Raw genomic sequence first — 19,908 nt, forward strand, 5'->3', positions numbered from 1 at the left:
TATATGAGCCATTTTTCGGGGCCTTATTTGAGCGATCAGCGGTCATTGAGATTGGATAAATTTTAAAAATAACCAATATAGTTTATAAATACAGCAACCCAGACGACTGAACATATCAATAGAGCAATTAGTACTGCTGCGGAGCCTAAATCTTTAGCGAGACCAGACAATGGATGAATTTCTAAGCCAACTCTGTCTATTGTTGCTTCTATTGCTGTATTAACAATCTCTGCGAATATCACAAATAAAACAGAGATTAGGAGCATGACCTTTTCGTAAATACCTATCTGCCAAATAGAAATAATAGTTAGCGATAAAGCAAGTAATAAAAGCTCTTGTTTAAAAGCAGCTTCATTTTTGGCAAGCCATTTAAATGCACGCTGTGAATTTTTAAAAGCTAAAAATACTCGATTAATACCTGACGGCTTATTTACATTATCAAACTGCATTGGGAATTCCCTCATTGTAGGCTTCGGCCTTACAGGCGTTAAAAATATCGTATATAGGTTGGTATTGGTTGCTATTTACATGAGTTAATCCAAGCAAAGTGTCAAAAATATTGTCGTGTGAAAATGTTTTTGAGTGTTGCAACTCAACACAGCGATTGAATTCAGAGTCAGTAAGCTTATTACTCCAAAAAATCATTGGGATATGAGTTTGCTCGGTTGGTGCTAGTGCATAAGGAAACCCATGAAGGTATAAGCCTTTTTCACCAAGTGACTCACCGTGATCTGACACATACAAGAGTGATTTTTCCGTTTCGTTACTTTCTTGTAATACTTTTATTAATTCGCTCAATACCCTGTCTGTGTATGCAATAGTGTTATCATATGTGTTTGTTAGCTCTGTTGTAGTACAGTTCTGAATATCGCTTCGATCGCAGTCAGGTTTAAACAAACTTGCGTGTTCAGGGTAACGACGATAATAAGTTGGCCCATGTGAACCTATCATATGTAGAATAATCAATTTATGCTTAACGTTACTTTTAGCTATTCTGTCTTTGAATTTCGAGACTAATATTTCATCAAAACAGTAATCACCGTCACAGAGCGAGTGCTTTTTGTTCGGCTCAATGTTTTCTGATTTGACGCGAGCACACACTCCTTTACAGCTGCTATTATTATCAATCCATGTCACTTCAACACCACTACGCTGGATAATGTCTAGGACATTTTCTTGACTATTAGCAAGGCGCGAATCATATTCTTTGCGATTAAGCCGTGAAAACATACAGGGCACGGAGATAGCCGTTGCCGTTCCACATGATGAAACATCACTAAAATATTTCACGCCTAGCTTAGAGGTATAAGCATTCGTTGCTCTACTATAGCCTTGCAGTGAAAAGTTAGCAGCCCGAGCAGTTTCTCCTACAACCATTACTGTTAGCGAGGTGGTCGTTTTATTTTCTAAAGCTGGTAAATTATCAAGTACCTTAAAAGGTAGGGGGGGGTAAAAGTAATTATCTCTCAAATATTTATAACCCGCTGTATAAAAAGCAAACGGGGTGATATAGCTTGTAAGCTGTCGGTTATTACGCCCTACAGAAGCGTACTCTTTATAAAAGGTTGCTGCTATTAAAGCACAACAAAGCAAAGCAAATAGATTTAGCTTCACAAAGCTCTTTAAACGTACTCTAAAACTACCAATAATTATGAACTTGGAAAATAAGTAAGTAGGTACAATTCCTAATAAAACTACAAATATTACAAGCTGAAAATTTAAATATGAAAATGCTTCACCTGAGTTTGTCTCAACAATATTTTGTAACATGCTTTTGTCAAAAATAACGCCATAATTAAGTGTTGAATAAAACAATAATGAGCAAAGTAAAACGCTAAATAAAAGTACGGGTTTAACAAAAGTAACTAAGGACAACCAACTCAAAACTAAAATAGTCAATGAGAAAAGCATTAAAGGAATAGACGTGATAAAAAGCCAATTTATATGGCCTGGCTGTGTTGCAGCAATAAAGGTGTTGTATAAAAACAAGCCATTAAATACGATAACAATATACATCGAAACTAAGCAAACGAAATGACTATAACTTACATGCCAAGACGAAATGTTAAAAATTTTAAAAGCATTTTTCATAATTATTCCTTATCGCTATTTTTATCAGCTAAACGATAAAGCTGCTCTGTGTAAGCTAAGTTGCTAAATAACACATGAGCGAGTGCTTTTTCAGCTAACGTTTTATCTGCGTTTTCCGGTTTATTTCTTTTTTGTATTTTGGTTTTTTTGTTATAGCGCCAATAGCTAGTTTGTTGATTTGGCATTAGGATGACAGCGCGATCATTTTCTAGGTATGCAAAATTGTCGTAGTACTGCATCATCACGCGTTCAACTGGATAATTTTTGGTGAGATCAAAGCCCACCATTGGAGTTGCTTGTTCAATTCCTAAAAGTGACAACAAAGTAACTGGTAGGTCAATTTGACTAACAAGTCTTGAGTCGCGTTTAGCCTTCATATCGCTGTTTAAAATAACCGCAGGTATGTGAAAAGACTTTAAAGGGACGGGCTCAGAGCCAAAAACACGCACATCATGGTCTGCCACAACCAAAAATACGGTGTTTTTCCAGTACGATTGTGTTTTTGCTTTATTTATAAACTTCCCTAGTGCGTAATCTGCATACTTAATTGCAAGATCACGTTTATAGTTTTCAGGGCTATACCCTTCAGGTAGCGATACCTTACCTTGTGGGATGTCAAATGGATCGTGATTGCTCGAAGTAAATACAAGACTAAAAAATGGCACTGCCGCATTACTTAGTTTAGTCAGTTCCTTATCTGCTTGTTGGAATAAGTCCTCATCACTCGCGCCCCAAGATGAGATAAACTGAGGGTTTTCAATGTGGTTGATGTCAACAATATCGTTAAATCCGTTTCCTAGGAAAAAGCTTTTCATATTGTCAAAATGACTTTCACCGCCGTAGATAAATTGGGTAATATAACCTTGTTGACTCAATACATCAGCTAATGAAAAAAAGTTATGCTGGGATTTAGATAGTTTAACTACCGAGCGAGATGGAGATGGCATAAAGCCAGTGGTAATTGCTTCAATACCTCTCACGGAGCGCGTTCCCGTAGCATAAAGGTTGTCAAACCCCCACCCTTGTTGATATAGCTCATCAAGTTCAGGAGTTATACCTAACCCACCAAGTTGTCCAACAAATCGGGCACCTAAACTTTCCTCAAGTATAATTACTAAGTTTTTTTTAACTCCAGAAACAAAAGGTTTGTTGTGTGCCAAGGTCGGAATATTTCCGGTGACAAACTGCTTACGATAAGAAGCCTTTTTGACTATATCTATAACTTGCTGATGAGGCATTGTGCCATACAAATTGCTAGCACTTTTTTCGTTACCCATGTTTTTCAGCGCAAACGCAACACTGTAAGTGGAGTTAAGAACAAGTGAATTTACTAGTGAATCTTGAGAAAAATAGACTAATGCAGGGTTAAGTGGCCGGTGGCTCAATGTACCTCTGGCAGCAAGGAAACAAAGTATTAAAACACCCATAAGAATAGATAAATTAGCTACTTTTTTCAGTGGCTGTACTTGTGGTTTTGTGAATGCTCTATATAAAAGGCGATAGCTGTAAATACTTGTTATTGTCGCCACAAGTAATGTACTTAGCATTGCTAAAAGGTGACCATGAATTAGCATCGAGAATACTTCTTGTGGGTAATCAAGATATTCAATATATAACCGGTTAGGCCTTACATCATATTGAGTGATGAATGCAGCTGTTGATGTTTCTAAAATAACAACAACAGTCGCAATAATGCTACCGTAAAGCGAAAACATGCGCTGGAATAGCTTTGTTTTAGAGCGTGCAATTACATGCAGCATCAATATCAGCACTCCAATAGTTGCTAAGTATCCAACGCTACTTAAGTCTATTTTGATAGCACCTGAAATGACTGGCCAAATATCACCATCATTTAATCTTGAATGTTGCCATATCAATAGCCCAATTCGGGAAGTTATAAAGATTGATAACAATATAAGTGTAAAACGTAACAAGGGTTTTAAAACGGAAGTATTTGCTGACATAGTTGTACTCGTCTTTAAAAATTGCAGCAATACTAAAAATCGAAACTTAAGAAATCCTGATGATAAACTTAATAATGGCTATACTATAAAAACTTAAGGAAGCCTTAAGTAAAACTTAAGTTATATAGCGTAACCTAGTGATTAAGATGTATTTTCAGGTGAACAAATAGAACATGAAGTTATTAATAATTGAAGATTCAGGGTCACTGCGACGTAGTTTACGGGTTGGCTTAACAAATTTGGGCTTTGCGGTGGATGAAACCGGTGATGGCTCACAAGGGTTGAGTATGGCAATGACAGGTGAATATGAGCTTGTAATACTTGATATTATGCTACCTAGTATCGATGGCATCACTGTACTGCAAACCATAAGAACAAAACAGCTTGATACTAAAGTTTTAATTTTATCCGCAAAGCAAGAACCTGAAGACCGCGTTTTAGGGCTTCTAACCGGAGCGGATGATTACCTCACTAAACCTTTTTCATTTGATGAACTTCACGCTCGACTCTTAAATTTAATGCGTCGTGGTGGACTAAAAATGGTCAGTGATATTATAGTTATTGATAATTTAGCCCTGAATTTACAGTTAAAACTGCTAAAAGTTTCTGACAACGTTATTGATTTAACACCCAACGAGTACAAAATTGTCGAATGTTTATTTAGCAATCAAAATAAAGTGTTTAGTGCGGAAAAGCTAAGTACCTATCTTGCAGGACAGTATGATTTAATATCGAAAAACTCGATTGAAGCCCATTTATCATCTGCTCGTAAAAAAGTAAGAGTTGCAGGGGGAGAGCTACCAATTCAAACCAAACGTGGCTTTGGTTATATTGTGCAAGGGCAATGATGAAATCTATTCGCAGTAAACTAGTAATTACTCTCTCAGTAACTATAACAGGGTTAGTTTTATGCATATTGTTGGCCACTGATATTGCTGTTGATAGCTGGATAGACAATGAGTTTGATCGCAGCCTGCAATCTAAAGCAGGTATGTTAAAGACCTTAGTAAATAAGACCGATAATGGTTATTCCTATAATTTTTCCAGTGAGTTTATGCCTGAGTTCGCAGGAGAAGTTGAGCCCGAATACTTTCAAATATGGAACAAAGAAGGTACCTCCATCCGCTCAAAAAGTTTAGATTTATTTGAGGTTAAAAACCTACCATTTGAAAACTTGGAAATTGGCGAATCAAAAATACGACCTATTCAACTACCTGATGGTCGAGATGGCCGAATTTTTTACAGTCGTTTTATACCACAAGTAAAAGATAATGCATCAGTTGACACCTCTAAAAAGACAGACGGTGAGTCAATGATTTTAGCTTATACAGCATCCTCTGAGGAAGTTGATTTTGTACTTTGGTTGATTGACGTTATTTTTATAGTCACGACGATTACAGTTATTGTATTTATTCGATTGTTTGTCAGAAAGGCCATAGATACATCACTTGCGCCATTGGTACAATTAAATAAGGATATCAGTCAGTTAAGCATTATCAGTGAAGGCTCAGAGATATTTATAAAAGAGCCAGTTAAAGAGCTCTTGCCAATTGTTGAAAGTTTAAATGCCTTTATTAAAGAGAACAGGCAACTTTACCTAAGAGAGAAGCGCCTCACATCAGATATTGCCCATGAAATAAAAACGCCCATTGCCGAACTAATTAATATGGCAGAAGTCTCCATACGGTTTCCAAATGAAAAAGAGCTCAATGATGACTTTAAGCCTGAAGCTTTGAAGATAAGCCTGAGACTTAAAAATATAGTCTCAAATTTATTGCTATTACATAAATACGGGGGAGGTAAGCTGAACAAGCGAGATGCCTGTGATTTAAATCAAGTTATTAGCAGAATACTGGAAACCCATGATTTATCACGTGTAAATTTGCAGTTGGATGAAAATGCACCAGCAATTATGAGCAACTTGTTTGCCCTTGAATCAATTTTTAGCAATTTAGTTAACAACGCGAAACAATACAGTCCACTCGATTCAAAAATTTTAGTCTCCACGAGAGTTGTAAGGGATAAAAACTTAATATTATCAGTTACTAATTCCCTTAATGAACCTTTGAATGATAGCGATATAGACCAATTATTTGACCCATTATGGCAAAAAGACACTTCAAGAACATCGATTGATAACTTTGGATTAGGGCTATCAATCGCTAAGACGCTTAGTAAAGCAATTGATGCGCAATTAAGCGCGAAAGTTAGTGACAAAAAAATTACATTTTCTTTAGCCTTAACTACGGATTAGCTTATTCACTAACTACATAGAAATAAAGGCTGGGGTGTACAATTATGTGAAGAGGCTCCTATATACTTAATTTTCTGGCAGCTATAAAACAATCAACACCTTTTCTGCGGCTTAGCTGGGTGTTGTTATCACTGTCCGCTCATGGAATAAATGCGTCTGTTCGATTTGATTGACTTTATTTGTTCAAATCTGACAGTTTTGGTTAGATCTTATTAAATGAATACATTACGCGCTTATCTTGTTAAGCAAAAATGCTAACTAAATCACTGTTAAAAGAAAGTCCGCTTAAGCTATTTTCATTAACCAGAGATTTAAACGCAGCATTACAATAAAGTGCTGTCCCACCTTGCATGCATGATTTAAAAACAAGATTTTTGTCTGATTTAAATGATAAGGATTTGAGGCCATCCTCAATACCATTCAGGTAAGCCTTTTCAGTAAGAGATTCGTCTTCTTCTTCGAAAACGAGTGGATTAAATAAAATTAGCTCTTTATCACACCTAAGCGGTATAAACTCCCCGTATACTTGCAGATAGTTCCCTAGGGCAATATACGCTTTTTGGTTCAAAACAAGGTAATTCGTAAATAAGTTTACGTCGTAGGCTTGCTTTAAAGCTTCTTTTTCAACCTTGCAGCTAAATCCGTTTTTGACTATATCCGTTATTCTAGTTTTGCCGCTTGGAAAGCCAATCTTGGCTAATATTACTGCTTCTTTATAACTGAGGTTATTTTCTTCGGCAATTTGGTCTGCCATCGATACGTTATCTAGGTCAATTATATCGTATGTTCTATCTGGTTTGTGTAATTTATAAATATCGAGTTCCTTTCCCATAAGTAATCCTTTGTGAAGTAATATTTGTGCTTATTAAAGATTAATGAAGCCAGAATATCAACTCCTTCGGCAACGCAAACAGAATCTTATTGAATATTAGCCAAATTTTATTAGGCTGGATTACTAAGGGAGTGCGCGTTAGTTATACCTGTACTCTATTCATTTATTAGCTTTTACTGTATTCATTTATTAGCTTTTACTGTATTCATTTATTAGCTTTTACTGTATTCATTTATTAGCTTTTAATGTATTCATTTATTAGCTTTTAATGTAGAACTAGCAATATTTACATAATACAGATTCTCATCTTTGCCTACCAAAGCCCCTAGGTATCTACCGTAATGTAGAGCTCATGACCTTTAAAAGTAAAATAGACAGATTAGAAGGCGATAATCGCCTTATTTATCTTCCATAATATCTTTAAGTGCAATGCGCTTTAGCTTAGTACCATCGCGATACCCTTTTACTAACAATTCATCTAATACAGCGCCAGTGTAGAAGGTATAGCCATTTTCTTCATCAACGGGAAGCTCGTATACAGAGCCTGATATTTGAGGCCAAATCCAATAATTCCCACAGGGTGATAAGTGAGGTAGAACCATTGAACCTGAGCTTACTCTCCATTCATCATCATTTTTCCACGAACAAAACAACACATAGCAGGGTTTGCTATCAATAGTTTGAAACGTTAAAACAACCCACCCTTCTGGCTTGTGTTTCATATGTCACTCCATCTTGTTTACAAAAAAATTTAAGCCTCCATTAACCTTAACTTAATAAACAAGAACACCCCCTCTTTTTTCTTAAAAAACACAAAAAATAAAAATGCTTAAATTAACCTAGAATTAATATCGTTGGCATTTTATGAATTTTAAAACCCAAATCAAAGACACTTAAAGAAGATAACGAGAGATCTGACCAGTTTAACCTTCTCTATTTCTGTAATATCTGCAATCATAGTGACTGCCTTTTGAAAAGCATCAACCTTGCTGGGGGCTAGGTGTGAAATTTTAAATTTAAGCTTTTAGGAGCAGCACTGAATACTAATTTCACTTTGGGTGTTTTACTTGAACATAACAACTTCATGTTAAACACAAACATAAAATCGGTTTGGATAAGGTAAAAACAACTCGAGAAACCTTCACAGTACTTTAAAGATAAATTTTTTTTGAGAATAAATAATTTGCTCGTAGAAAAAACATTGAACTTAACTTTTGAATTTTAAAGTGAGATTAACCCTTGAAAATAAAACAAAATTTTCAGTGGCTCCAAGGATTGATAAGCCTAATTATGACGAAAGGAATAATGTAAAAATGCTTACCAAGAACAACTATTCTAAAGATAAACCTTTTAATTTATCACCCATTATCTATAGTGTAAAGACATTTATTTTTTGGGAGGTAAAATTATGACCGTTACAAAGACGAACGCTAACGTTCACAGAGGTCGATTTGTTATACGATTTTACTCCCATAAAAATCAGTGCGCACTTAATCCCGAGTCATTTCAGGAGCTGATCCTGGCTTTTAAACTGGAATGTGACCCTAATGTGAAGCTGTTTGCCACCCAGCCTGAGCAAATAGAAGTGACTATAGACAAAAAAGTTTACCGCTATACACCCGACTTCTTAGTCCTATATCATTCTGGCTTCGCTGAATATATTGAAGTTCATCATGAGTCTCAGGTTGATAAAGAGTATCACTCGAAAATTCATCTTTTTAATGAGTACACCCGAAAAAAAGCACAAATAGGTTTACGGTTAATCATCGTCGATAAGCTCAATACTATCTTTATGGCGAACCTGAATCTGATAACAATGTATTACTCGGAGCATTCATTGCCATTAACAATGCTGCCTGATGGAGATTTAACCTTTGGTCAACTCATCGAATGCTTGGAGGGTATAGCTAAAAACCCAGTGTCAGAGGCTTATGGACTAATTGCATCAAATGTATATAAATTCGATATGGAGAAGCCGTTAAACGCCTCTACTACATTGATGCGAGGTCACCTCAAATGATCGGATATGCTACGGGCACTGACTTGACTAATAAGTACGGTAACGTTGAATCTATTGCGTTTGTTGACAGTACATCAATACTCCTTTCCGGTGATGGTATAGAGACTAAGAAGCGCCTATTACCTCGAGACGACTTTGAGAAATCAATTGATGATAAAGGCTTTATATTAAGAAACGCACAGCATCCACATATTGAACTAACAGAATATCAAAAGTTAACGGTTACATCACGATTGATGTATCAATCTATCTTGAAAGAACTGGTTAGTGAAGGATACCCTGCTACAACTAAGAAGACATATGATGAGCTCATCAAACGAGTCGAGAGCCAACATCCTGCAACTATTGCCACAAAACACCCGCAATGGAAAACGGTATGTCGCCATTGGCGCGTATGGGTTCAATCAGATTTTAATGATGAGGCGCTTGCGGGAGTGAAGCGCAATAGCCCTGTACGGCTAAATGCGGCCACTGAGGCTTTCATACAGCACTACATCGCTACCGTCTATTCGTGTAATAACTCTGCTTTCAAAGGCGCATATTACAGTAACTATAAACGAGAAGCGCAAGAAGCTAGCTTGAAAAATAATGAGATTCAAATCGCATCACAACGCACCTTTTACCGCCGGTTACAAGAGCTTACTGATGCCGAAAAACTTGCTAATTTTAAAGGCCTTTCACAAGCGGAAATCAATAAGCGACTAACAACGCTACGTAAACGAATAAAAACCTATTACGCAATGCAGCGCGTTGAATGCGACCGTGTTGTGCTAAATATGTGTTTAATTGACGACAAAACAGGCCTTCCGACACCGCCTATTTCTTTGTATGTAGCAATAGACGTATACACACGCGCACCTATCTCTGTGGTGCTTAGCTTTGAACCTGAAAACTCTGCCGGTGGGCTTAACCTTTTACGTCAAATATTTATGGCGGATAGTAATCTTACAATGAATGGACGCAAACCGACTACATTGATTATGGATAATGGCCCAGGGTTTAATAATCGTTTGATAAAAAAGGCTGCGGAGCGACTTGAGTTAAATATTCATTATACACCATCAAATCAACCTGCTAAGAAGCCATTCATTGAGTCATTTTTTAACGTATTAAGAGATCACTTTTTTTCAGGTATGAAGATTGAAACGCAAAGTGGTGAGACGAGTATTGGATTTCAAAGTTATTCAGGAAAACGTACTAACCCGAACTCACTCGACACAATTCCATTAGCTAAACGTGCGGATATAAAGGTATCTGATTTTACAAAGCTACTGAATATATTTTTGACAGAATACATGCACAAACACCATAAACAGGCTGGCCATACGCCTATCAAAAAATGGAATCAGTCCATTATTGATACGCCTATGCCTTCATTCACATATGATCAGCTACAACATTGCTTCCACGTGTCCAGAGCCCAGGCCTCACATAAATTACAGCAACGTGGAACTATCAGATGTTTAGGTCAAGATTATTACAGTGATGAGCTAAAACAACTATACGCGGCTACTAAAACAGACATGGAGCTGGGTGAAAACCCCTCTGTTTATGTGTTTCATGACGACCTAGATGCCAGAAAAGTAACAGTTCAAGCAACACTGCCTGGCGAGAACAATCCTGTGGAAATAGTGGCTGATAATATTGACCATCATGATACTAAACTACCAGTCAGCTTTGCTGAATTAAATGGCAATCAAACTCTGACCCAACTCGGAATATATACAGAAACTTTCTCCCATACTCCTACTGGTCACTATGTCGGTGAAATAACTGAATTCGTAAAGCAAAAGCCCAAACGCAAACAGCACAGAGGCCCGAAGGTAGCGTCTTTCAATAAAAATACGAAAGAGAACTTATCCATTGTAGAGCGAATAAAAAAATCTCATAAAGTGAATGAACTTAAATCACAGATATCGCACTCAGGTGAACAAGATACCTACGCAGATACGATAGTGAGCAAAACCAGAGAAATGGCCTCTACCCGTTATAATGATGATGAAGGAAATGAAAAACAATGGTAACTATGCCCAGTACAATTTTCGCATGTGACATTCAAATGAAGATATGGCAGAGGATAGCGGAAATCCACAATATGTATCACGTACCTTCAGAGGATAAACGAGCTCAACTTATTTATGGTGCCTCGGGTGCTGGCAAGACGTATATATTAAAGCAGTATCACGCTCAGTTTTTACCTGTTACTAAGCCAGAAAAAACGACAAAACCAATCTTTTATGTCGCTTTTAAGGAGTTTAAAAAAAGTACTGCAGAGATAACTCGATTTTTAATTTCAGAGCTAGAGGGAACAACACAAAACTCTCGCACTACTGCAGCTGAATTGGATGCCCAACTTATCTCACTTCTCAAAGACCTAGAAGTGGAGCTAATCATTCTTGATGAAATTCAGAATATTGCCTCAAGTTATGATGGGATAGAGTTTCAACGAATTATTAAATATTTTTGCTATCTGATCGATAGCAACAAGATCCGTTGTTCGATTATTTTCGCCGGTACAAGCAGTGCTAAGCGCCTTATTACATTTGGTAGAACCGCCGGTAAATTTGACGATGACGAGCAGATGTCTCGTCGACAAATGCGCCCCATTGAAATTAAGCCAATCCTTCCTAAAACGAAAAACTGGATTGCCTGTTGTAATTGGTTCATTCAACAAGTTGGGTTGCCAAATTTAACAAAGGATGAGCACAGTGAGCTACTTGATCGTATTTACCTTGCGTACAGTGAGCACACCATGAGTACAATGCGCGATTTATTTTTACGTAATAACACACGAAATGCAAAAAACTATGATCAGCTTATAGAAGCCTTATTTGAAAACTTTGAGAAATATGCAATTGGGGCTGTCAATCCATTTGATTATGAACTTTTAACAAAAAAACAATTAGATGCATATCTAAATGAGCAAGATAAAAACCTTAGAAGTCAGTTCTATTCGGGGTTATGCTAATGCGTTTCCCAATAAAACCCTCTTACTATGAAGCGGAGTCAGGTATTGGTTATGTACTTCGTTTACTTAAAAGAAATGGCATACAATCAGAATCTCGCGTACTCAATAAGGCTATGCTAACCAGTATCATCAAAGGTAGATCAACAAAGAACGGACTCCTTGATCACCTTATTCCTATAACTCGCACTTTATCATCATTAAAGATAAAGTGCTGGACACATGCGAGATTGCTAACGCCACAAGTTTGTCCAGATTGTGTTAACCAATATGGGTATTTTAGGGCCCAGTGGCAAAATCCATTTTTACGACACTGTATTATTCATGAGTGTGCCCTGTTATCCGAATGCCCTCATTGCAATTCACCGCTGCAATTTACCATTAATCTTCTAAATGGCCGCTGCACATCACCTTTGTGCGGCTTACGCTTAACGCATATGCCATTGAATAATCAATTAAAATCACCTGAACAAGTCCACGATGCATACCTCATAGCTAAAGTGATAGTTGACGATAGTAATACACGAACGAGTTTCCCACCAAAGGAGATTACCTCCACATTATTAAATAGAGCGGCTGATATTCTTAATAACCCAGATAGTGCTAGAGTATTCTTAAGTGAAAGGGCTAAACGTGTACCAACAGATCTACCGTTGAACATTGAGTTTCACAAAATTGAAATTATTGTTCAGAATTTGCTATGTGAATGGGGGTCATTATCCACACTATATGAAATGTATAATAGCGAGTATATTCGTTCAAAAGCTCCCATAACTCAGCTTTGGTTTGAAGCTCAAACAGCCTCCTCTATAATTGGGGTAACGTTTAAACAAATCGCTCTTTTAGTCGAAGTTGGATTGATAAGAACTGATTCAAAAAAGGCCTTAAGAACAGATACTCGCGTTGAAATATCAGGTGTTTATACCTTTTTAGCCGAGTTCAGCCACAATAAAGATTACGTCCCCCTTTCTGAGCTACGTCGCTTTATGGCTCTTCATAATATCTGTATAACTGATGTACTGATAGCTGCTAAAAATAAAGAATTATCAATAACATACAAACCTTCATTAGACTTAATGCATTCCATACACGTTTTGCCTGAAGCATTCGATACCTTTTGTAAATTACATACTCAACTTATAAGAGATAAAACGATGTCCGTTGCAAACGTAGCTGAAGTCACCGGTATACCAAAGGTAGAACTAATGAGGTTGATTAATACCGGTAAGCTCAGGCCCGTTTACATTCATGGCAATAATTCAAAACGTATACTTAATTGTGATACTTTGAAGTTGGCGAAAACGCAAAACAAACAGCTATCACTCGACATTTAGTACTTTGTAATTTCAACTTTAATTTTTAGGCCGAGACATGTTCTCGGTCTATGCTTTATTAATAACAATACCGGCAGTTCACTAAAACTAATCGACTGAATATCAATAAGTTTAACTTTCCCTTTTTTAATAAAGGTTTAGTAACTTCATCCATAACTAAACCTAAATCAAACCAAATTTGAATTAACTCAACATTACAAATGAAGCTTCGCATATCTGCATTTTAACTTTCACTTAAATGGCTTCATTTCTCTTTATCCTAAAAATCCATTTTCTAATCGATTTACTACACTTTTACTAAGTAAATATTAGCGTATAGTGTTCGCCACTAATTTACCGAATACAGAATCTACTTAATTATGTGCTCATTAAAATCAAGTCAGAGTTCTTCAGTGGCAGAATGAGAATCTGCAAGGCAGAATGAGAACTTTTTGGCTGGATGAGAATTTGTGTTGGGGCAGTTTTTAGCTATAAATAATTCTCAATTTAAGAGGCGCAGTACCGATAAAGAACACAAGCTAAGTTATTGTTTTGAAATCTTATTACATGGCTGAGATTCTCAAGTTATATGGCGCCGATCAAAAATGATCAGTGCCACTTAAATCGAGAATTCACGGCGCGTTGAGAACTTATTGATTTATAATAAAATATGGCACTTAAATTGAGATTTATTAACTTAATTACACTCTAAAAATAATTATGTTTTTTATTAGGTAAATTTCTTAAACAACGAGAAATCGCTTACAAACATCTATTACCGTAAGTGATTTGAAGCGGTAATTAGCCTAGTTATTAAAACGTATACTTTTTGCTTTAAACATATGGTCGAAAATGAGATGCCCTGATGAAGATTAACGGCTTTGACTTAATATGCTTGTGTAGTGGCAGCGTTAACTTGTCCAACTTTATAGATGCTCATCGGTAAAACTTATAATTAAATATTTACTGGTATTTTACTTTGTGGGAAAATAGTCACCCTCTTAGGGGAGTAGCCTGCTCATTAGTGAGTAAACTTATCAACATAATTGCACCTTATGTGCATGGTAAGTTTGTAATGTTGTAGCAAGCATTATCGGCAAGACCTAGGTAGACACTATCCTCATGGCGGGAGATAGTTGTTTGCCTCGGTTTAATATTTCCCGCCAAAAGACTAAAATTTATGGATATTTTCTTAACCTCTACCGTTACTGTCGCTCTTGCTGAAATAGGCGATAAAACCCAACTTTTATCTTTACTCTTAGCAGCCCGCTTTCATAATAAAATAGCGCTTATTCTAGGTATTCTCGCTGCAACAATTATTAATCATGGTTTATCTGCTTGGTTTGGTGATTGGCTAAGTGGGAACTTTGTCGTGGAATACTTACCTTGGATAGTGAATTCAAGCTTTATTGTAGTGGGTCTTTGGCTACTTATTCCAGATAAGGATGAAGAAGTGAGCCACAAATATGACTGCTATGGCGCGTTTGTAGTAGCTTTAATCTTATTTTTTATTGCTGAAATTGGTGACAAAACACAAATCGCAACCGTATTGCTTGGTGCGCAATATCAATCAGTACTATGGGTTACCATAGGGACAACGTTAGGAATGTTAATTGCTAATGTCCCTATTATATACGTTGGTAAAGCTTTGTTACAAAGAATTCCACTAAAAACAATAAGAGCTATTGCGGCCAGTGTTTTTGTGATATTGGGTATTCATGGCTTAATGACGATATATTGATAAAGTAACGTTGAAATCAAGCGCAAACGCTTACATAACACTATACAAGTGACTGTAAGCGTTTTAATAGTGTCAATTGTAAACAACTTTAATACTATATTAGTCCTTAAATTTTCGTAATTTCAGATCATAGTGGCATTTAATAAAATAGCCAATGTTCAAAACCTGTTATTTAGAGCCTAAGCAACAGCTAAAACCGCCACCTGGTAACATGGAATCCAACACATTAAAACCCGATTGTAGCGTTTGTGCTGACTTATTTAAGCTGTACCTCTTTAATGTGTTATTTACAGACTACTATCTTTGGTTTATCTTGAATTACATGAAGCTACCATAGGTGAAAAATGAAAAATTATATTTCTATTCTTACAGACCTTCACTGCAACCGTTTATGGCGATACCATTCATTACATCGACGCATCCTCACTAAGGCACAACCCCAATAATAAGTACTTTATTGAGGTTCTGACAAAAGCCCTAAAAACATCAGAACCCGAGTTTGGAAAATTTAAGCTAAGCCCAATAGACACCCTAATTAGCCAAGAACGGCAACTGAGGGAACTGAACAAAGGCAATATTGATGTTTTTTGGACGGTGAGCACCCCAATGCGTGAAAAAGTAGCTTTGCCGATCAAGATCCCACTAATTAAGGGTGCCTACGGGCTAAGAGTGCTTGTAATAAATAAGTTGGATAAATCGGTGTTTTCCATGCTCAACTCGCAGGAGGGATTAGCTGGAAAAATAGCAGTTTTAGGTAAAGACTGGCCTGATGCAGCAATATTTCGCGCGAATAAACTTTCAATCAACACAGAGGCACCTGAATATTCTCTTTACAATGTCATAGCAAAAGAGCGAGGTTTTTACTTTCCAAGAGCTATTACAGAAGCTTGGTCTGAACTCCACAGCCTAGAAAACCCTCAATTAACTATAGACACCCACCACCTACTCCAATATCCCTCAGCAGTCTACTTTTTCGTTGCTAAAGATAATAAAAAGCTTGCCGAACGAATTGAAGTAGGACTTAATAAAATGAGGAGGTCAGGTCAGCTTGACGCACTTTTTTACGAATATCCGCTTCATCAACTCTCGTTAGCAGCTAGTAATATAAACAATGCCAAAATTTATCAACTTAATAACCCGCTTTTTGTTAACTCAGATGAAAAAGTGGCACTAAAAAAAGCACAAAATGAAGTATTGAGGCATCTTAAAGGGTTAAGTAGTAACTAATCTTTATATTAGTTAAACTGACATCAATATACTTACATTTCTAAAATGCGCTTAACTATAAATTATTTCTCGAAGCCAACTTTTATAATTTAACATGCATATCTGGTCACAGCACATTTCGGTTATTTGATACTCACTAAACTTAATCTCTCCCAGTATAGAGTCACGAAGTTTCTCATAATCAATTTGGGTCAACAACCTACCGACATTATCTCCTTGTGTGCAATCCGAAACAGATGCTCTATACGGTTTTTACACATAGCAATTAAGTCTTCCTGCTTACTACGGAAGGTGTTCTGTATAGCCGTTCAGATTTATAATTTTTAGGTTAAGCCTCTTTTAAAAATTTTGTTTTATATCACTGATGTGATCGAAAACTTATATTTAATGTAATGGAAAACGAACATAAAATGTTGCTCCCTGCGAACTAGATTCATCAAAGCCAATACTGCCGTTCATTGATTCTGCAAGTTCTTTACATAATGCTAATCCCAAGCCTGTCCCTCCTTTTTCTTTTGCACTGCTTGCATCCGCTTGAGAAAAACGCTGGAAAAGTTTATTTTTATAATGTTCAGGTATACCTGGCCCCTCATCTTTAACTGCTATTTCAATATTTTGCTTAACCTGAGAAATAATAATATGAATTTCCCCACCCTCAGGTGAATATTTAATCGCGTTAGAGAGTAAATTGGCAAGAATTTGATGAAGTCTATGTTCATCAATTAAAATTTGAGCCTTTTCTAATACCTTTGGGATTACTAGGTTGATATGTGACTTTGTCGTATAAGTTGAGTTATCAACTACCGATTTTTCAAGTAGTGGCTTCAGCGACTGCAACTGCAGCTCAAAACACATTTTACCGGCTATTAACTTTTCTACATCGAGCAAGTCGTTAATGAGACGCTGCAAACGCTCCACGTTACTACAAGCTACATTAAGCAATTTAGCACTTTTTTCATTAAGCGCACTCAACTGGGTAGCTTGTATTAATTTTAATGCACCACTAATAGAAGTAAGTGGTGTTCTAAGTTCATGGCTTACTGTGGAGATAAAATCGTTTTTCATTTGCTGTAAACGCATTCGCTCTGTCACATCTTGTACAGAACCAATCATTAATAAATCGGGGTTATTAACTTCGGGTAACATTTGTGCTAGTTCATGCACCCAACGTATTTCACCATCTGGACGAATAATACGGTGGACGACATCATGTAGCCCTGTAGTTTTTGCTCGCTCTTCACTTTCATAAACAAGATCTGCATCATCAGGATGAAGAGTACTTCTAAATAACTCCACGCTTGGTTGCGTTGTTGCCTCATCAAAACCAAATACGTCATATATCATAGATGACCACGATAGCTCACCCGTGTTTAATGACGCCTGCCAATAACCTATTTGCGCTTGTTGGCTTGATAGTTCAAGCCGCTGCTGTGCTAAACTCAATGCGTTATTGGATTGCTCAAGTGCGATGTAGTGCTGCTTTGTATCCGTAATATCATAAAGGTAGCCATGCCAGAGCACACTTTCATCTGGTAACAACTCGGGCATTGCCCTACCAGATAGCCACATAATTTTACCGTCATTTTTTTCAACTCGGTATTCATGCTGCCATAAAGTTAAATTCTCTGCCGAATACTGAATACTGCTTACTAGCCCAGGCAGATCTTTTTCAAGAATCATATCGAAGATTTGATTTGCACTTTGTTGTATCTGCTCTGGAGTAACGCCGTATATTTTTTCTATATTTTGACTGGCATAAGGAAAGGCTATACGCCCATCAGGCCATTGCTGAAATTGATAAACAGCACCTGGTAATTGTGCAGTTAAATTAAGCAATTGTCTTTTTAATTTCTTTTCATTAGTAACATCTAAAATGAAGCCGTCTAAATATCGCACGCTACCATCTGCGTTATATTCCGCTACACCACGCTCCTCAACATGACGAATAGAACCATCTTTGGTTATAACTCTGTAATTTAGCAACCAGCTAGCTTGCTTACAAATTGCTTTATGCATTTCATCATCAACATAAGATGAGTCATCAGGATGAATAATACTGGCATAGCTACGAACTGCATTATTAATAAAATCACTGACAGGATATCCTGAAAGAGAGTCAATACTCTCGCTAATGTAATGCATTGTCCAACTATCGTCGTTTAAACACCGATAAGTTATGCCAGGTATATTATTAACTAAAGTTTGAAATTGATCTCGGCTTTGCTGAAGTTCCGTTTTGGTTCTCACCTCGTCAGTCACGTTTAAATGACTACCTATCATTCGAATTGGTTTACCATCTGATGACCATTCAATGATTTTACCAATACAACGTACCCAAACCGTTGAGCCATTTTTATGGTAATAGCGCACAATATTATCAAATGCTTGTTCACCATAACTCGCTACATGTTTGTCAAACGAATCAGTAACTTTAGCTAAATCATCTGGATATATAATTTTTTGCCATGCTTCGGGTGTATTGGCCATTTCATCATCTGTATAGCCAAACATTTCTTTAAATGCTGGACTTAAAAACTCAAAATCATCTTGTATATACCAATCCCAATATCCCGCCATTGTCTGTTCTAAAATTTGCTCGTATAACCATTTTTGTTTTTGCAGCTTTTCTTTATTTAATTTTTCTTCAGTGACGTCCGCATGAGTACCATACATCATGCTTGGCTCACCTGTCTCAGTCCAAGAAACCACTCGACCTCTATCATGTACCCAAATCCAATGGCCTTGCTTATGTTTCATTCGGCATTGGTGATCATAAAAATCGAGTTCACCGTTAAAATGGCTTTCAAGTAAGTCTCTCGAATGCACTAAATCATCTGGATGAGTTAGCGATAACCATGTTTCAATGCTCACAGGGTTGAGCTCATCAAGTGTGTAGCCTAGCATTTCTCCCCATCGTTCATTAAACACAGTTTCACCTGTTTGGACGTTCCATTCCCATGTGCCAATACAAGTTCCTTCTAAAACACATCTATAACGTAATTCACGCTCAGCAAGTTCTTTTTGCGCTTCTTCTTGAAGCCTATCTTGAATTTCAAGCTCCACTGCATCTGCAAATTCCCTGAGTATTTTTAACTCTCTTTGATTCAATGTGCGTGGTTGAGGATCTATAACACATAGAGTACCAATAGGTTGCTGGTCAAAAAATAAAGGCGCGCCAGCATAAAAACGTATATTAGGGTCACCCGTTACAAGCGGGTTATCGGCAAATCTTGGATCTTGGCTAGCATCAGGGATTTCAAAAATATCCTTACCTTGAATAGCATGACCACAGAAGGAAATATTTCGCGGTGTTTCACATGCACTTAAACCTTGTTTAGACTTAAACCATTGCCTACCAGTATCTACAAGTGAGATAAGTACAATCTCAGTGCCTAAACACAATTTAACTAAATGAGTTAATCTATCAAAACGTTCTTCACTATCAGTATCAAGTAGCTGCGTTTTGGCTAAGGATATTAATCGTTGCGCTTCTGTAGTCAA

14 protein-coding genes and 1 riboswitch are annotated in these 19,908 nt (G+C 36.9%); of the genes, 8 read left to right on the plus strand and 6 right to left on the minus strand.

Translation table 11 applies throughout. The annotated features are described in order from the left end of the window. Positions 1-62: 62 nt before the first annotated feature. The 3 genes from EJ103_RS18020 to EJ103_RS18030 are packed head-to-tail and all read right to left on the minus strand — an operon-like array spanning position 63 to position 4,055. A complete protein-coding gene (locus EJ103_RS18020) occupies positions 63-449 on the minus strand; it encodes a diacylglycerol kinase (RefSeq protein WP_024032690.1) in 387 nt (128 codons plus the stop codon). Beyond that, on the minus strand, positions 439-2,091 hold the full coding sequence (locus EJ103_RS18025; RefSeq protein WP_096042867.1) for a phosphoethanolamine--lipid A transferase: 1,653 nt from the start codon (positions 2,089-2,091) through the stop codon (positions 439-441). The genes EJ103_RS18020 and EJ103_RS18025 overlap by 11 nt, the downstream gene beginning before the upstream one ends. Positions 2,092-2,093: 2 nt before the next feature. Then, positions 2,094-4,055 carry an LTA synthase family protein gene (locus EJ103_RS18030; RefSeq protein WP_055018895.1) on the minus strand — a complete coding sequence of 654 codons (1,962 nt, stop codon included), beginning with the start codon at positions 4,053-4,055 and terminating at the stop codon, positions 2,094-2,096. A 173-nt stretch (positions 4,056-4,228) separates the two neighbouring features. Between EJ103_RS18030 and EJ103_RS18035 the strand changes: the two genes are divergently transcribed. Next, positions 4,229-4,903 carry a response regulator transcription factor gene (locus tag EJ103_RS18035; protein WP_024032693.1) on the plus strand — a complete coding sequence of 225 codons (675 nt, stop codon included), beginning with the start codon at positions 4,229-4,231 and terminating at the stop codon, positions 4,901-4,903. Beyond that, entirely contained in the window at positions 4,900-6,309 is a 1,410-nt protein-coding gene (locus tag EJ103_RS18040) for a HAMP domain-containing sensor histidine kinase (RefSeq protein WP_223866400.1), read from the plus strand. The genes EJ103_RS18035 and EJ103_RS18040 overlap by 4 nt, the downstream gene beginning before the upstream one ends. A 241-nt stretch (positions 6,310-6,550) precedes the next feature. On the opposite strand, the gene EJ103_RS18045 is transcribed toward EJ103_RS18040, so the two are convergent. Both EJ103_RS18045 and EJ103_RS18050 read right to left on the minus strand, forming a co-directional pair. Further along, positions 6,551-7,141, minus strand: coding sequence for a hypothetical protein (locus tag EJ103_RS18045; RefSeq protein WP_126009125.1), 591 nt, complete (start codon positions 7,139-7,141; stop codon positions 6,551-6,553). 398 nt (positions 7,142-7,539) lie between these two features. Then, positions 7,540-7,863, minus strand: coding sequence for a hypothetical protein (locus EJ103_RS18050; RefSeq protein ID WP_024032696.1), 324 nt, complete (start codon positions 7,861-7,863; stop codon positions 7,540-7,542). 686 nt (positions 7,864-8,549) lie between these two features. Here EJ103_RS18050 and EJ103_RS18055 point away from each other — a divergent pair. The 6 genes from EJ103_RS18055 (at position 8,550) to EJ103_RS18080 (ending at position 16,407) form a co-directional block, all read left to right on the plus strand. Further along, a complete protein-coding gene (locus EJ103_RS18055) occupies positions 8,550-9,161 on the plus strand; it encodes a TnsA endonuclease N-terminal domain-containing protein (protein WP_126009127.1) in 612 nt (203 codons plus the stop codon). Beyond that, complete coding sequence (locus tag EJ103_RS18060; protein ID WP_126009129.1) at positions 9,158-11,185, plus strand: DDE-type integrase/transposase/recombinase; 2,028 nt, start codon at positions 9,158-9,160, stop codon at positions 11,183-11,185. Before EJ103_RS18055 ends, EJ103_RS18060 begins: the two co-directional genes overlap by 4 nt. 71 nt (positions 11,186-11,256) lie before the next feature. Beyond that, positions 11,257-12,129, plus strand: a complete 873-nt coding sequence (locus EJ103_RS18065) for a TniB family NTP-binding protein (RefSeq protein ID WP_157683938.1) — start codon at positions 11,257-11,259, stop codon at positions 12,127-12,129. Continuing rightward, positions 12,129-13,460, plus strand: coding sequence for a hypothetical protein (locus tag EJ103_RS18070; RefSeq protein ID WP_126009132.1), 1,332 nt, complete (start codon positions 12,129-12,131; stop codon positions 13,458-13,460). Before EJ103_RS18065 ends, EJ103_RS18070 begins: the two co-directional genes overlap by 1 nt. A gap of 971 nt (positions 13,461-14,431) precedes the next feature. Further along, a riboswitch (yybP-ykoY riboswitch) is annotated at positions 14,432-14,533 on the plus strand. An 86-nt stretch (positions 14,534-14,619) separates the two neighbouring features. Further along, a complete protein-coding gene (locus EJ103_RS18075; protein WP_004588795.1) occupies positions 14,620-15,180 on the plus strand; it encodes a TMEM165/GDT1 family protein in 561 nt (186 codons plus the stop codon). 606 nt (positions 15,181-15,786) lie between these two features. Further along, on the plus strand, positions 15,787-16,407 hold the full coding sequence (locus EJ103_RS18080; RefSeq protein ID WP_126009134.1) for a hypothetical protein: 621 nt from the start codon (positions 15,787-15,789) through the stop codon (positions 16,405-16,407). A gap of 384 nt (positions 16,408-16,791) precedes the next feature. Here the strand turns inward: EJ103_RS18080 and EJ103_RS18085 are convergent, their stop codons facing one another. Beyond that, entirely contained in the window at positions 16,792-19,908 is a 3,117-nt protein-coding gene (locus EJ103_RS18085; RefSeq protein ID WP_277600538.1) for a PAS domain-containing protein, read from the minus strand.

The organism is Pseudoalteromonas sp. Xi13 (genome assembly GCF_003952205.1).
GTDB lineage: Bacteria > Pseudomonadota > Gammaproteobacteria > Enterobacterales > Alteromonadaceae > Pseudoalteromonas > Pseudoalteromonas atlantica.